We start from the raw sequence: 15,981 nt of genomic DNA on the forward strand, positions 1-15,981 counted from the left end.
GCTATTGGCACGGGCTTTGGGTGCTTTTCCTGGATATTCAACGATCCGCGAGAAGCCCAAGCGTGCGTTCTTGATAGACATCACCTTGCTTTCGGCTCCACGCGCGGACTTGAAGGGATCAGCACGCGGCGACCGGTATGCGGACTGCATACAACCGACCATGCCCGGCGCTTCCCTCTCGCTAACAGAGATCGTACACTTTCACCATTGTTTGCATCCCCCGAATGGGGGGAGGACCGACGTGGGTAGGGGGAGCCCTTGATCCAACCGCGCTCCAGCCATCCGACCCATGGAACGGGCACCTTGCCCGGCGGAGGACAGCTGCCGTTTCTCGCGACCAAGATCTTGCCGGCACGATTCGGCGGGCTGGTCACACGCCCCCGGCTCATCGCCATCTTGTCCGAGCTCCCGGCCAAGCGACTTGGAGTCATCAAGGCGCCGGCGGGCTTCGGCAAGAGCTCACTGGCAGCCACCTGGGCCGAGACGCTAGAGCAGGGCGGCAATGCCGTTGGGTGGCTGACCATCGATTCAGACGACGACGAGGCCACGCGGTTTCTGTTCTACGTGGCTCAGGCCCTGCACCAGGCCTGTCCGGACGTCGGCACCGGCGCGATTGGGCTGATCCTCGAGAACAACCTGATCGACCCGACAGCGATCCTGTCGAGCCTGATCAACGATCTGGCGGAGATCGAGGATGATGTTTACCTGTTTCTCGAGGACTATCACTGGGTCAGCGCTTCCCGCATCCATCAGACCGTCGCGTATTTTCTGAAGCACGCACCGTCCCACTGTCATGTGGTGCTGACGACGCGCACCGAACCTCCGCTGCCACTCGCGACCTTGCGCGCCCAGAACCAGCTGATGGAGATCGATGCCGAAGCGCTGCGGTTCGACATGCAGGAGACAAAGGCGTTTCTGGACAGCACCAAGCCCGGGGTTCTGGAAAACCCCGACGTCCAACTCCTGCAGCGCAAGACCGAAGGGTGGCCCGCCGCGCTTCGAATCATCTCATCCATGCCTTCGCAGTCCGGATCCGGTCTGAGGGAATATGTCCACAATCTCTCGGGCTCGCAGCGCCCGATTGCCGCCTACCTGACGGAGATGCTGGATGGGCTTCCGGTCGAACTGGTCGACTTCATGCTGCGCACGGCTGTTCTTGACCGGCTCTCCGGTCCTCTCTGCGAGGCCGTGACCGGCTTGAGCGCGAGCCGTGCAATCCTGGCATCGCTTGCCCAGCGCCAGATGCTGCTCACGCCGCTCGACAGCGATGGAGTCTGGTTTCGCTACCACACCCTGCTTGCCGAATATCTGCGACAGCGGCTGGAGGCGGACCGCGGCATTGAAGTTCCTCAACTGCACGGACGCGCGGCTCTTTGGTATGCCTCCCACGAATTGTGGACCGAGGCGGTCCAGCACGCGATTGCGGCCGGCGCTTCTGACCGTGCGATCGGCTGGATCAACAATTGCGCGATGGCTTTGATCAAGAGAGGCGATCTCTTCACCTTGCTGGAATGGCAGCGCCAGTTTCCCGACGAGCTCATGCGAGGCCAGTGCGAGGTCCGACTGGCGATCGCCTGGGGATTGGCGCTCGCGCTACGTTTTGACGAGGCCCTGAAGCTCGCAACCGACATCGAAGGCGATATCGCTGCAACGCCTCTGCCGGATGCCAACCTGCTGTGCGAATGCCAGGCGATCCGCTCGGTCGCCATCGCGCTGAAGGATGACAGCGAGAGCCCGCTGCCCCTGGCGCAGGATTGCGTGAACCGTTCATCCGATCCCTGGACCGCGAACGTCGCCTCGAACGTCGTTCGCTTCAGTCATATGAAGGCGGGCAACCTCAAGCAATTCCATGCGACGCCTTGGATTCCCTATTCAGTCGAGGAGGATCGCAGGAACGTATTTGCCTCGGTGTATAGACACTGCCTGAACGGGCTCGCAGAAGAGCGGCAGATACGTCTGGCGGCGGCAGGTGAGCACTACCGCGAGGGCTTCCGGATCGCCGAGCAGGATGTCGGGCCGAATTCAGTTGCGGCGGCCTTGCCTGCAAGCCTGATCGCGCGAATCAAATACGAGCAAGGCCTGCTCGATGAGGCGGAGGCCTGGGTGATCGATCGCATCCCGCTGATCAATTCGGGGACGATGCTCGACTGCGTGTGGAGCACTTACTTCGTGATCTCCCGGGTCGCCGCTGCGCGGATGAACTTCGAGCGGGCCCGCACCCTGTTGGAGCGCGCCGAAAATCTCGGCATCTCGCGGGATTGGGGAAGGCTCTCGGCCGGCGTGATCGCGGAGCAGGCGCGACTCTATTTGAACGATGGCCGGTTGGATGAAGGTGCCGCCTGCGTCGACCGCCTCGAACGCCTGGCACGGAAATACCCCGCACCGAGGCCTGGCGCCTGGTCGGAGATTGGATGGTACCACAGATTGACCCGCGCTCATTTGCTGGGCCAGCAAGCTCGCCCGGACGAGGCCATTTCAATCCTGCAACAATTGCAGCACGAAGCCGAAGCCATGGAACACCGTCAGTTCCTGATCTGCATTGCGATCCGCCAGTCGGCAGTTCAGCTCAGTGCGGGCAAGGCGGCGGAGGCGGTGAGCCGCTTTCGCCGTGTGCTCGCCGCGTGCGCGGCGGCCGGTCTTTATCAGACCGTTCTGGACGAAGGGCCAGTCATTTCCGAGCTTCTCCAGGCGACCCGGGAAGGAAACGTCAAGGCGGATCTGATCCCTTACGTCGATCGGCTCGCGGCGGGTCTACAGCGAGCACGACAGGATCGTTCAGCGCCGAGTTCAAGCGCGCGGATTCTCGGCGCATTGAGCCGCCGCGAGACTGACATTCTCACGCTGATCGCGGATGGATTGTCCAACAAGGAAATCGCCCGAAGCCTCGATATCGGTCCTGAGACCGTGAAGTCGCACCTCAAGAGCGTTTTCACCAAGCTCGGTGTGGAGAAGCGCGCACAGGCCGTATCACGCGCACAGACCCTGGGCATTGTCACCACGCAGTGAAGCTTCGCCCCATTCATCCGGCTTGCCGCGCACGAACACTGGTCTGCTCGAGGACTCGCCTCGCCAGCACGAGATCCGGCGTTTCGAAGCCCTCGGTAAACCGGCCGTAAACGGCTCCGATGAGCTCATGAGCTCTTCGGCCTTGCCCCCGATCGATCCAAAGCCGCGCAAGCTCCAATCCCGCCCGAAGTTCGAACGACAGCGCCGATTGTTGCGCAGCCAGGGTCATTGCCTCCCCGAAACACTCGGCAGCCAGATCGCGCTGCTGGGATTCCCCGCACACAAGGACCGAGCCTTTCGCCAGGAACAGCGCCGGAAGGTGAAGAGGCCTGTTCGATCCAAGCTGCGTGGCGATCGAACCATCAATGAGATTCAGCGCTTCCGCGCGCTGGTTTTGTTTGGCCAGACCGACGGCCAATTCGGAGACAAAATCCGTTACCAGCATTTCGTATCGCAGGACCCGCAGCTTCTCCAAGCTGTCCCGCAGATGACACATGCCATCCTCCGCCTGGCCGACGCGGACCAGATGGCGCCCCTTAAGTCCCACGGCGACGGCGCGAAATGGCTCCAATGAATATTTCTCGGCGGTGAGCTCGAGCGCAGAGAGATTCCGCTCGACCTGACCCAGCTCGTCGATCCAGAAATAGAGAGGCATCGTCAGAATCAGGGCTCGACACAGCGCGATCGGATGATCCGCTCTCTCTGCCTCCTCGATGGTTCTTTCAGCATAACCGGCGGCGCTGTCGAGATTGCCGGCGAACCAGTGCGATCGGGTCAGGTTGAACAGCGAGGTCGTGCGCAGATCAAACAGATATTGCGTTGCGTTGAACCGTCGGGAAGTCGGCGCCCCGCGCAAGGCCCGTTCGAGGTATTTCGGCGCGCGAACGTGGTCCGCAAGCATATAGTACGCTGCTCCCAGCATCGAATCCGCAAGCGCCGCATCCTCCGGATTTCCGGTCTTGTTCGCGACAGTCTCTGCGCGTCGCGCAACTTCAAGACTGCCCGCCGCGTCGATCGTACGATGAAGATACATCGACAGCCCGCTGAGAAGACGGAGTTGCTGGTAGGCATCCTCGCGCTGCTCCGCGAGCGTCAACGCAGTATTGAAGGCGTCGCGAACCCTTTCACTGTTGCCGGCGGTGAACATCAGCGACAGGGCGAGCGAAGCGTGGATTTCCATCTGGTCCCGCGGGTCGTCTTCCGCAGCAATCCGATCGAGCGCCTTCTCCATCCAATTCCGGCACTCCAGGAAAAGCGACTTGGCCAGAAGAAATTGCGAGGCGGCCGCCGCCATCCGTGTGGCCGCGCGATCGTTTCCATCGGGACCAAAGCTCCATTCGAGCGCGGCACGGACATCTCCAAGATTGTGCTGCGTCGAGTCTGTCAGAGATTGTCCGGGCTCCGGATCGAAGAGATTGCCGCGATTGTCCTGCAACGATCGGCTCAGATGGCTCGCGTGCCGCGCCGCCATGGAATGATGTTCACCGCTTTCGGCCAATTTCTCCCAGGCATAGGAGCGCGTGGTGTCAAGCAATCGGTAGAGCATCCGCCGGTAGCTGGGCCACGCCACGATCAGCGATTTGTTGACAAGGTTTTCGACGGCGCCCTCGATCTCGGACCGGTCAGTTCCGCCCTGCTCCGCAACCGCGCACGCCGCTTCCAACGAGAAGTGCCCGATGAAGATTGCGACACGTCGCAGCACGACGCGTTCGACCTCGGAGAGGTGATCGTGGCTCCAGTCCAGCGTTGCCTTGAGCGTCTGATGCCGCGGATTCGCTGTACGGCGACCGAACTTCAGAAGATCGAGGCGCGACCCCAACCTCGCCACGGTATTCCTGACACCGAACACAGCGGCTCGTCCGGCGGCGAGCTCGATGGCGAGCGCAATGCCGTCGAGCTTGCGGCAAATCTCGGCAACCAGGGGAGCTTCGTCGTCGCTGAGCGAAAAGCTGCCGCGGCGAGCACTGACGCGCTCGGCGAACAACCGTGCCGCCGGATAGGCAAGCACCTCTGACGCGGTCGGTCGCGGCTGCTCTGGCGGGCAGTCCAGTGGACAAAGACGCAATACGCGTTCGCCGGGAACGCGCAAGGTTTCCCTGCTGGTCGCGAGTATGTGGATCTCCGGGGCATTCCGGACGATATAGTCGGCGATGTCAGCGGTTCTCTCGATGACATGCTCGCAACTATCGAGAATGACAAGCGCCCTGCGCGCGCGCAGAAAATTGAGCAACGCCTCCCTTGGATCGACCAATTGCGGGGCGAGCCCGAGCGCGGACGCGACAGCGCCGATGACCTGCTCATTGTCGCCTGCCGTTGAAAGATCGACAAAGAAGACCGCCCCGGAGAAGTCGGCCAGCGCTCCGTGCCCGACTGACAGGGCAACCGTCGTCTTGCCAATGCCCCCGGCGCCCAAAATTGTAATCAGGCGCTGTTCCGTCCGGAGCCAGCGCTGGATCTCAAGGACCACGTTGTTGCGGCCAACCATGCGGCCCAGCGCGGGCGGCAGGTTGGACAATCCCGAAGATGCGTTACCCGTGTCGCGGCCTCCGGGAAGTCGCGCGACGGGCGCAATGAAGCTATAGCCGCGGCCCTGGATGTTCGCGATGTACTTGTTGCCGAACTGGCCGTCGCCCAGCGCCTTGCGCAGCGCTGACAGATGAACGCGAAGACTGCCTTCCTCGACCGTGACGTCAGGCCATGCCTTCGCGATCAGCTCAGACTTCGGGACGACCTCACCGGCGTTTTCGAGCAGAGCGATCAGGATGTCGTAGGCTCTGCCACCGAGTGGAACGATCTGGCTCGCCTTGCAGAGAGAGCGCTCGGCGACATTCAGCTCGAATGGGCCAAACCGAAGCCGGATTGCACTCGATGAGCCAACGTGTTGGACCGACATAAATCATTCCGCCAAGGCCGTCGACGATTTGGTTGTACCATTCGCCGTCAGCCTCGTGCAAACGCACCCCCAGCCATCAAGTGTTATCCGAAACCTCGTTTGGCAACAAGCCTGTCACTGCATCGAGTTGGCGGCGCCATCGTGCGAATGTGAAACGGCCAAAACCTGCCTGGCAAGCCGTAGATCGCGGCTCTCAAGATCGTCCCGAAACTTGGCGTGAGTGGCTTGCAAAGTGCGCCACGCAGCTTCCTGTCGTCCGGTTGACCGTTCGGCGACGGCGAGGCTGGTCGCGGCCCTGAGCGCCCACGACAGGCTTGCTTGCCTGTTTGCAAGCTCGAACGCGCGCTGAAAGTGTTGCCTGGCAACCGGCAATCCCTCGCCGCTGCTCAGGGCCAGTTCGCCCCTGATGCGATGCAGCTCCGGGCCATACCATCGGCTTTCGCCGAGATCGATCTTCGCGCGCTCGAAGATATCAAGCCCTTCCCTCGGCCGGCCCGCGAGAGCCATGCACATCGCAAACTCCGCCTGCAAGAACCAATCGAAAATTCCATAGCGGGCCGCGGACAGCTTCTCGAGACCCGCGTAGAGCATTGCGGAGGCCGCACTGATTTGCTCTCCTCGCCTGATTTCGTAGATGGCCTGCATGCCGAGACCAAGACCCTGGTAGTTGTGCAGAGCGAATTTCCCGGCATGGGTGACGAGCTCGTCCACGAGTGCTTCGGCTTCGCCGTCATCCGGATTTGTGAAATATGCGATGAGGCCCGCAAATGTCAGCGCCCCGCAAAGGTTCACGGTCCGGTTGGATTGGCGCGCCTCGGCGACAGCCATCTGATTGAACCTGCGGGCTTGATCCGGAGAGCCACGCAACCACGCCAGGGTCGCAAGACCGGCCAAATTGTCGACCTTGCGATCATAGCCAAACCGCTTGATCAGCAATTGGCGTGCGGCCTCGTCATCACGATGCAGCGACAATTCCAGCAGGCCTTGAGCTTCCGCAATGCGGCCGACGTGGTAGTAGGCGATGCCTCGCATATAATTGGCCGTTGCGATGGCGCCGATACGCCCCGTTCCTTCCGAAAAAGTGCCGCCGCGGTCCGCCAGCTCGATCGCTTGCGGATAGTTCGGAACGCGCAACTCGTGAGCCCATAGCACAAGCACGGCATCCATCTGATAGTCGATATCGTTGAGACCTTCGGCGAGAAGCAGCGCCTTGGCCCATGTCGCGTACGATTTTTCCGTCATGCCACCCGTGAACATCACGCAACTGGCGAGGGCCGACTGAAGGACCATCTCCTGCCGTGTGCCCGAATTCATCTCGTCGAGATGGCTTATGGCCTTTCTCATCCATTCCACGCATTCGGTAAGCAGCGCCATGCCCATCCAGGCGCTTGCCGATGCCGCAGCAAGTTCGACGCCGATTTTCGCATCGCCCGTGGCGGAAAACGCCCAATTCAGGGCGGCTCTGAGATTATCGACCTCGATCCCGAGCGCCCTGGACCAACCCGATATGTCCATCGCGGCGCCCTGCTTGAAAAGGTCGGTGAAATAGAGGGCGTGACGCCGGCGAAAAAGGTCCTGCTCGTCGCTCCTGGCCAGCCGCTGCAAGGCAAACGCGCGAGTGGGATCGAGCAAGCGCAGCGGCCCGTCTTGTCCCTGAGCCGCAATCATCGATTTCGAACGAAGCTCCCAGACGCAATCCGATACACTTGCTTCATCCACCGTCTCATCGGCTACAATTGCGACTGCCGCTTCGAACGTGAATCCGCCGGCAAATACGCTGAGCCGATTCAATATGCGCTTCTCTGCCGCGCCGAGCAGATCGTAGCTCCACTCCAACGTCGCGTTCAACGTCTGGTGCCTCGACGGCGCGGTCCTGCGCCCCACCCATGACAGGTTCAGCCGCTCGTCGAGCAGGCTTGCGGTCTTGCCAAGACCAAATATGTCGACCCTGCAGGCTGCGAGTTCGACGGCCAATGGAATACCATCGAGCCGACGGCAGATTCCCGCGGCAATCGGCGCATCCGCATCCGTCAGTTCGAAGTCACTTCGCACGGCCCGCACGCGGTCGACCAGCAATTGAACGGAGGGGTATTGCAGCGCGTCGCGCGCCGACAGGTTGCTGTCTTCCGGAGGGCATTCAAGCCCATCGAGTTCGTAGACATGCTCCCCCTCAACGCGCATGGCTTCCCGACTGGTCGCGAGCAAATGCAATGTCGGGACACGGCGAGTCAGTTCTTCGGCGACGGCCGAGGCTCCATGGATCAGATGCTCGCAACAGTCGAGAATGATGAGCGTTGGCCTTTCCTGCAAACGATCGATCAGGGCAGGCACGACGTTGGTTGTTTGCACCGACATGCCGAGTGACGTGGCAATGGCCGGCGCGACGAGTGACGCGTCGCCGAGCGCACTCAGGTCGATGAAAAGAACCTGGCCGTCGAAAGCTGCGCCCATTTCGTCGGCAACCGCGACCGCCACCGTGGTCTTGCCGACGCCGCCGGGCCCGATGATCGTGACAAACTTCTGTCCGGCCAGCTTCGCCTGAATCTCGGCCACGGCGCCTTCTCGTCCGAGCATCCGCATCAAGCGCGCAGGCACGCGGAGCCTCGGAGGCGGCCTGGGATTCTCCGACACGTCTGCGGCGCGTGAGGTGACTGGTACGACGAAGCTGTACCCCCGCCCGGGTATGTTCGCGATGTATCGCCTGCCAGGGTCGCTTCGATCGAGAGCCTTGCGCAGCGCTGAAATATGGACGCGCAGGCTGACTTGTTCCGCTCCTCTCTCCGGCCAAACGCGTTCGATCAGAGTTCTTCTGCCGACGACCTTGCCTGCCTGCTCCACCAGGACGATGAGGAGATCCATGGCACGCGCGCCGAGCGGCACGACTTTCGCGTCATTCGTCAGCAGTCGGTTTGCGATCGATAGTTCGAAGGGGCCGAAGCTGAGAACTGTCCCCTGCTGACCGCTCATGGGATAGTCTCGTCCATGTCGATTCTCGAGGTGATTACGCAGGGGATTCCGAGCTCGCGTCGCCAGTTGGCCGGGCTCTGGCCAAAGGCGTGTCTGAACAGCCTGCATAGATGGGCTTGATCGGAAAATCCTACGCTCAAGGCAATTTCGCTCAGTGGCGCCGCGCTGGTCATCATCAGGTGGCAGGCTCTCTCGAGGCGCCTTCTCACCACGTAGGCATGCGGCGACTCCCCAATGGCCAGCTTGAACTTCCGGGAGAAGTGCGCCGGGCTTCGACGTGCAACCGCGCTGAGATCCCGTATATGAATGGTCCGGTGTAGATTGCTATCGATGTACGCTCGCACGCGCAGGATCTGCCAGGCCGCCAGACCGCCCCTCGTGGAGCCGTTAGCGCCTGAACAGCGCTCGATCTCCGCCTGCAGGATGTGGGATGCCGTGGCCAGCGACACCCTGGCGGCATCGCGATCACGTTCCAGCTCCCGCCTTGCCGTTTCAAGCAGCCTGGCCAGGCTGCTCGCAACCAGGTTGAACTGTTGGTCGGATGCAAAGGAAGATCCTGGTGCAGTAGCCGGAAGTCCTGCCATAGTCATTCCCTCGACGATCACCCAACAGCCCGGATCGGCGAGAGAGTGCAGCAAGGCAAGCCTCTTGGCTTGTTAAGTAGTGTTCTGAACAGTTAAATACGAGCAAATGCTCCGTTTCTGGGCAAACGTTCGAAAATGAGAAAAACCATTTTATTTTCAATAAGATCGCTTACGCGCCGTGATTTTCGAGGACCTTCAGATCGCTGATCGAGTAGGACAGTGAGTAGCGGAATCCCGCCTCGATCCGCCTCGGCGCGAGCGCGTGGAGTTCTTCGCCATTCGTTTCCGGAAAATTGAGCTCTCCCGTCCCGATCCATGCGCCGGCCACGGTGAGATTGTCCGTGACCGACATCGCCAGCTCGTCGACCGCGGGCTCGTCCCGGTCTCCGGCCACCAGTCTCGGGAAATATCGCAGCAAGACCGTGGGGCGGGTGAACAGAGACAATCCGTCTTCGACCGGCTTGCGCAAGGTGACGCACGCTTCCGCAAGACGCTGGCCATGCGCCGAGAGGCTGGCGCCAAACCGGCTCCCGGGCGCGACCGGCGCCGCGGCGGGCCCTGAGGCCACAAAGGAGCGTGTCTGAAAGATGCTGCCCATCTTCTTCGGAAACCCCTGCGTCCAGCCGCGCGCCAGCGCAGCATCATTGTCGACATAGATGTAGGGACACCACATGACCGGCACGTCGCGATGCATGGCGTCGACCAGGACAAGCGCCTCACGATATTGATAACGGGCCGGCTCGAGATATTCGTCGTCCTGGGCGGTGAATTGCCAATCCAAAAACATCATGACGGCGTGACCGTTCGACGCCGGATCCGGCGACAGACCGCTCGGCAATGTGGCTGCTGCCGCGTCGGGATCGGTCCAGAACTCTATTCCGACGGCATCACCGGCATAGTGCCAGGGCGGCGGCGGAGTGAGAGCGGCCTGGCCGAATGGTGACTTCGGAACTGTAAAGCCTTTGAGCATGCCCGTGTCCTGGGTGCATCACTTTCGGCACAGAGGCTACCGGAACCAGCCGCGCTGGATTTGATTGAAATGCGTCGATTTGTTGATTCCTGCCGCAATCCAGAACACGCCGGGTTGCACCGACCTATTGCTAGGCGGTCAGGTCCGCCAGAACCTCGACATCGGTGACGGAATGGGAAAACGAGAACCGATATCCGCGCCCGACCTTGAGCGGCCCCAGCATGTCCAGCTCCTCGCCATAGGCTTCCGGAAACTCGAGCTCGGCCTCGCCGATCCAGACGTTTGTGATGAGGAGGTGATCCGAAATGCATCGAACGAGCTCATCCACCGCCGGCTTGTCGTGCATGCCAGCGCAGAGCCGCGGAAAATATCGCCGTCCCACAATCCGGCGATCGAGCAAGCCGATCAGACGCTCGGCTTTTTCGCGCAAGGTCACGCTGGCCTGCACCAGCAAACGGCCATGAGCGGACATGCAGGCCGAAAATCTGCCATCATGCACGAGCGGCGCCGAAGCCTGGCTCGCAGCGGCAAACGTCCGGGTCTGGTGCACAGTGCCGAACTTTCTCGGGTAGCCTTGAATCCAGCCTCTCATCAATGCGGCGTCGTTGTCCACATAGCAGTATGGGCACCACGCGATCCGTGTGCCGTTCCACATCGCGTCGAGGAGAACGCTGAATCCGCGACATTGATATCTTGCCGGATCCAGATGCTCATCGTTTTGCGCGGTGAACTGATAGTCCGTGAAGACCGCAACAGAATGGCCTCGACATTTCTCATCGAGCTCCACACCCGGCGGAAGGATCTGGACCGATACATCGGGATCATTCCAGAATTCCACCGCGAGCACGTCTCCCGCGAAGTGCCAGGGTGGCGACGGGACCAATGCGGCAATGCCAAGGGGAGACCGAGGCGCAGTAAATCCCTTGAGCATGTCTTCGCCCCGCCAGCAGTCGATGTCAGGCGCATCATTCCAAGATCGAACACTAGCGTCCGCATCAAACTCGACGCTTGGACGAACGTGTGATGACTTGGCCGTTCGTGCGCGCCCCCGTCGATACCCCACAAGGCCGTTCCAGGACGCGGTCGGCCGCGGCAGGGTCGAAAGCTACAAACGCTGACGTTTGCGACAAGCCCGCGCTCCGGCCAGAGCGTATCGATGTCTGCTTGACGAGATCGAGTATTGGCCTCGATTAATCAGCGCGAGACTCCTGATGAAAACGAAAAGCTCAAACAGACGGACGCAACGACGGTCGAGATCCCTGGCGCGGGGTATGTCCCTGTGCCTGCTGCTCGCCACCGCTTGGTCCGCGCCCTCGTTCTCGCAAGGGACACCGGAACAACGCGCGGCATGCACGCCCGACGCGTTCAGGCTTTGCAGTGCGTTCATCCCAAATGCGGACGACATAGCGATTTGTCTCAGAGAGCGGAGCTCCGAACTCAGCGATGCTTGCAGGCAGGTGATCCAGGTAGAAATCACCCAAACGCGCGGCGCCAGGGATGCCAAAAGCACGCGCAAACCCACCACAAGATAGTCAACTCGTAAGACGTCCATCCCTCAGCGCTGTTCGACAGCGCTTGGGGCGCAAATGCCTCTTGATCGACGAAGTCTCCAGAACCATCAAAATACACTGCGCGGGGACGGCATGATCGATCGACAGCGCCCGTCCCCGCGCCCTCATCAATGTTGCATCCTCATGCCCATCGGCGCGCCCGGCGGCATCATCATGCTCGCGTTCATGTCAGCTACAATCCACATTGTGCCGGCGATTACGACGAATGCGATGAGAGCGCCAAAGGCGAGCGCGAGCACGTTGTTGGTGCTTTCCGGCCCGCTGCTGATGTGCAGGAAAAATACCAGGTGAATGCCCATCTGCGCAATGGCGAGGACCGCGAGCCCGAGGACTACGCCGCCCGACCAGAGCAACGTCGTGTTCGCCGTCCAGAACGATGTGGCCGTGAGAAGAGCCGCCACAAACAGGCCGATCGAGTAGACGAGAAACTCCGATGGAGCCGATGCGTCGATCTCGCGGCTCGGCCTGTCTCCGGGCGCGCGTTCGTGTCGGGTCTCGGTCATGAACTCACTCCCATCAGATAAACCACCGTCAGCACCCCGACCCAAACGATATCGAGCGCGTGCCAAAACAACGAGAAACAGAGCAGGCGATGCTGCACCCTCGCAGCGAATCCAAATACCGCAACCTGCACCATCATCACGGTCAGCCAGATCAATCCGAGCGTAACGTGCAGCCCGTGGCATCCGACAAGCGTGAAGAATGCAGACAGAAACGCACTCCGCTGCGGCGCCGCACCGATGGCTATCATGCCCACGAATTCGCGGATCTCGAGACCAAGAAATATGGCTCCGAGGACGAAGGTGATCAGCGCTCCCAAATAGGTCCTGAAATAGCGGCGCGAATTGACCGCCAATGACATCAGCCCGCACGTGTAGCTCGAAAAGAGAAGGCAGGCCGTCTCGATCGCGACCGTCGCCTGATTGAACAGCTGGGCGCCGGTCGGGCCGCCCGCCGTTGAGCGCACGAGGACCGCGTAGCTTGCGAACAGCGCGGCGAACATGATGATGTCGCTCAGCAGGAAGATCCAGAAGCCATAGGCGACCACGATCCTCTTTGGAGCAGGTCCCGCTTCACTCGCACTTGGCAGTGGCTCTTGCGGAATCTGATCAATTGCGATGGCGATATTCATGCTGCAACTCCAGCCTGGTGGGCCCGTACGAACCGGGCGATCTCCTCGGCCGGCACCTCAATTTCGTTGTGTCGGCGGAATGAGAAGGCAACTAGCGTCACGAATGCGCCGAACATCCCGACGCCGGCCAGCCACCAGATGTGCCAGATCAGCGCAAAGCCGATGACGACGGCGAAGAACGCAGTAACAAAGCCCGTTGCGCTGTTCTTCGGCATTTCGACGGGCTCGTACGTGCGCCTCGGCGTTGGCTCCTCCTTCGTCGCCTGGGCGCGGCTCTTGCTGCTCCAGAACGCATCCAGTCCGGCGACCTTGGGTTGGAAAGCGAAATTCCATGCCGGTGGCGGCGACGCCGTCGCCCATTCGAGCGTGCGGCCGTTCCAGGGGTCACCGGTCGCGTCCCGCAATTCCTCACGATGACGGATCGACACCACGAGTTGCACGATCTGGCAGACGACACCGACCAGGATGATTGCAGTGCCGAATGCCGCCGCTATCAACCACGGTTGCCACGACAGATTGTCGTAGTGTTGCATGCGCCGGGTCATGCCCATCAGGCCCAGCACGTAGAGCGGCATGAAGGCAACATAGAAGCCGACGAACCAGCACCAGAACGACGCCTTGCCCCAGCGTTCGTCGAGCCTGAACCCGAACGCCTTGGGGAACCAGTAGTTATATCCCGCCATCACGCCGAACACGACGCCGCCGATCGCGACGTTGTGGAAGTGCGCGACCAAGAATACGCTGTTGTGCAGCTGGAAGTCTGCCGGAGGCACCGCCATGAGCACGCCTGTCATGCCGCCGATGACGAAAGTCACCATGAAGCCAATCGACCACAGCACCGGCACCGAGAACCGAACCCGACCGCCGTACATCGTGAATAGCCAGTTGAACACCTTCGCGCCCGTCGGTAGAGCAATGATCATGCTCATGACGCCGAAGAAACCGTTGACGTTTGCGCTGGCACCCATTGTGAAGAAGTGGTGCAGCCAGACCAGGAAGGAGAGGACACAGATGGTCATCGTCGCGGCGACCATCGAGCGATAGCCGAACAGCGGCTTGCCGGAGAAGGTCGCCATCACCTCCGAGAATACTCCGAACGCCGGCAGGATCAGGATGTAGACCTCGGGGTGCCCCCACACCCAGAACAGGTTGGAGTACAGCATCTGGTTGCCTTGGCCTTCGAGCGTGAAGAAGTGAAAGCCGAGGTAGCGATCGAGCGCCAGCATTGCGAGTGTCGCGGTCAGGACCGGAAAAGCCGCCACAATGAGCAGGTTGGCGGCAAGCGCGGTCCAGCAGAAGACGGGCATACGCATATAGCTCATCCCCGGTGCCCGCAGTTTGAGGATGGTCGTGACGAAATTTATTCCCGCCAGGAGAGTGCCGATACCGGAGATTTGCAGCGACCAGAGATAGTAGTCGACGCCGACGCCGGGCGAGTATTGCAATTCGCTCAGTGGCGGATACCCCCACCAGCCGGCCTTTGAGAACTCGCCGACCGCCAGCGAAACGTTGACCAACAACGCGCCCGAGGCGGTCAGCCAGAAGCTGACGGAATTGAGCGTGGGGAATGCGACGTCCCGAACACCGAGTTGCAGCGGCACTGCAAAGTTCATGAGCCCGACCACGAACGGCATTGCCATGAACAAGATCATGATCGTGCCGTGTGCCGAGAATATCTGATTGAAATGCTCGGGCGGCAGATAACCTTGGGCACCGCCGGCCGCGATCGCCTGCTGCGCACGGATCATAATCGCATCACTGAAGCCACGCAGCATCATGACGAGCGCCAGTATACAATACATGGCGCCTATCCGCTTGTGGTCGACCGAGGTGAGCCACTCACGCCATAGATAGGGCCAAGCTCCCTTCGCCGTGACGAATCCGAGAACAACCAGCACGATCAGGATCATGAATCCCGTTGCACCCATGATGATCGGCTCATGGAGGGGAATCGCACTCCAATCGAGCTTACCAAGGAGATTCATCGCTCTGCCCTCTGCGAGGTTGAACAAACTGTTAGAGAAGAGTCCTGAGTACCCATGCCGGCGTTTACGATGCTGCCGAACAGATCGGGGGCGACGCCACGATAGGTGAACGGCGCGACCGCTTTGCTCGGCTTGACCAGGTCGGCGTAAGCCTGCTTATCGAGCACCGAGCCTGTTTCGCGGACTTGGCGAACCCATTGCGCAAATCCGCCGTCTGTTACTGCATCGACCGTGAAGCGCATGTCGGGAAAGCCGTCGCCGCTGAACATGGCGGAGATCCCGGGATAGGTCCCGAGATGGTCCGCCTGCAGGTGAAGGCGGGTCGCCATTCCGGACATGGTGTAGATCTGGCTTCCGAGTTGAGGCACGAAGAAGCTGTTCATGACGCTCGATGAGGTCAATTCGAAGCTGACCGGCGTGCCAACCGGCACGACCAGCTTGTTGACGCTCGCGATCCCCTCGTCCGGATAGATGAAGAGCCATTTCCAGTCGAGCGAGACGACCTGGACGTTGACGGGCTTGACCGTCGAGCTAATCGGCTTGCCCGGATCGAGATCGTGTGCGCCGATCCATGCGACGCCGCCGACCAGGAGCACCGTCATTGCGGGGATGGACCAGACCAGCAACTCAAGACGTCCGGAATATGTGAAATCCGGCCGATAGCGCGCGCGCTCGTTCGATGCACGAAACCAGAAAGCGAAGCCAAGTGTGGCGAGGATCACCGGGATCACGATCGCCAGCATGATACCGAGGGCGTTGAACAGGATCTGCCGCTCCGCGAGCGCGACGGGCCCTTTCGGATCAAGCACGCCGTCGCAGCCGCCGAGGGTCGCGGCACCGATCAGGACGACAGCAAGTAAACCATAGCGCATG

Annotated in this window: 10 protein-coding genes; 1 reads left to right on the top strand and 9 read right to left on the bottom strand. The window is 61.0% G+C overall.

Translation table 11 applies throughout. The features are described from left to right. Window positions 1-258 precede the first annotated feature (258 nt). Window positions 259-3,006, top strand: coding sequence for a winged helix-turn-helix domain-containing protein (locus tag ABID59_RS28030; protein WP_354085537.1), 2,748 nt, complete (start codon window positions 259-261; stop codon window positions 3,004-3,006). A 13-nt stretch (window positions 3,007-3,019) separates the two neighbouring features. Here ABID59_RS28030 and ABID59_RS28035 read toward each other — a convergent pair whose 3' ends face one another. The 9 genes from ABID59_RS28035 to cyoA form a co-directional block, all read right to left on the bottom strand. Then, entirely contained in the window at window positions 3,020-5,899 is a 2,880-nt protein-coding gene (locus ABID59_RS28035; RefSeq protein ID WP_354033163.1) for an ATP-binding protein, read from the bottom strand. 114 nt (window positions 5,900-6,013) lie between these two features. Then, window positions 6,014-8,866, bottom strand: a complete 2,853-nt coding sequence (locus ABID59_RS28040) for an ATP-binding protein (protein WP_354033164.1) — start codon at window positions 8,864-8,866, stop codon at window positions 6,014-6,016. Further along, entirely contained in the window at window positions 8,863-9,504 is a 642-nt protein-coding gene (locus ABID59_RS28045; protein WP_354033165.1) for a helix-turn-helix domain-containing protein, read from the bottom strand. Before ABID59_RS28045 ends, ABID59_RS28040 begins: the two co-directional genes overlap by 4 nt. 115 nt (window positions 9,505-9,619) lie before the next feature. Beyond that, the gene (locus tag ABID59_RS28050) at window positions 9,620-10,420 is read right to left on the bottom strand and encodes an acetoacetate decarboxylase family protein (protein ID WP_148750812.1); all 801 of its coding nucleotides are present in this window, start codon (window positions 10,418-10,420) and stop codon (window positions 9,620-9,622) included. Window positions 10,421-10,550: 130 nt separating this feature from the next. After that, window positions 10,551-11,351 (bottom strand): acetoacetate decarboxylase family protein, encoded by an 801-nt coding sequence (locus tag ABID59_RS28055; protein ID WP_354033166.1) that lies wholly within the window; start codon window positions 11,349-11,351, stop codon window positions 10,551-10,553. A 747-nt stretch (window positions 11,352-12,098) separates the two neighbouring features. After that, a complete protein-coding gene (gene cyoD, locus ABID59_RS28060; RefSeq protein WP_354033167.1) occupies window positions 12,099-12,494 on the bottom strand; it encodes a cytochrome o ubiquinol oxidase subunit IV in 396 nt (131 codons plus the stop codon). Next, window positions 12,491-13,123, bottom strand: a complete 633-nt coding sequence (locus tag ABID59_RS28065) for a cytochrome (ubi)quinol oxidase subunit III (protein ID WP_148750810.1) — start codon at window positions 13,121-13,123, stop codon at window positions 12,491-12,493. The genes cyoD and ABID59_RS28065 overlap by 4 nt, the downstream gene beginning before the upstream one ends. Then, complete coding sequence (cyoB, locus tag ABID59_RS28070; RefSeq protein WP_354033168.1) at window positions 13,120-15,108, bottom strand: cytochrome o ubiquinol oxidase subunit I; 1,989 nt, start codon at window positions 15,106-15,108, stop codon at window positions 13,120-13,122. The genes ABID59_RS28065 and cyoB overlap by 4 nt, the downstream gene beginning before the upstream one ends. Further along, entirely contained in the window at window positions 15,105-15,980 is an 876-nt protein-coding gene (cyoA, locus tag ABID59_RS28075; protein ID WP_148754983.1) for a ubiquinol oxidase subunit II, read from the bottom strand. Before cyoA ends, cyoB begins: the two co-directional genes overlap by 4 nt. Window position 15,981: the final 1 nt, after the last annotated feature.

Source organism: Bradyrhizobium sp. S3.3.6 (genome assembly GCF_040546905.1).
GTDB lineage: Bacteria > Pseudomonadota > Alphaproteobacteria > Rhizobiales > Xanthobacteraceae > Bradyrhizobium > Bradyrhizobium cytisi.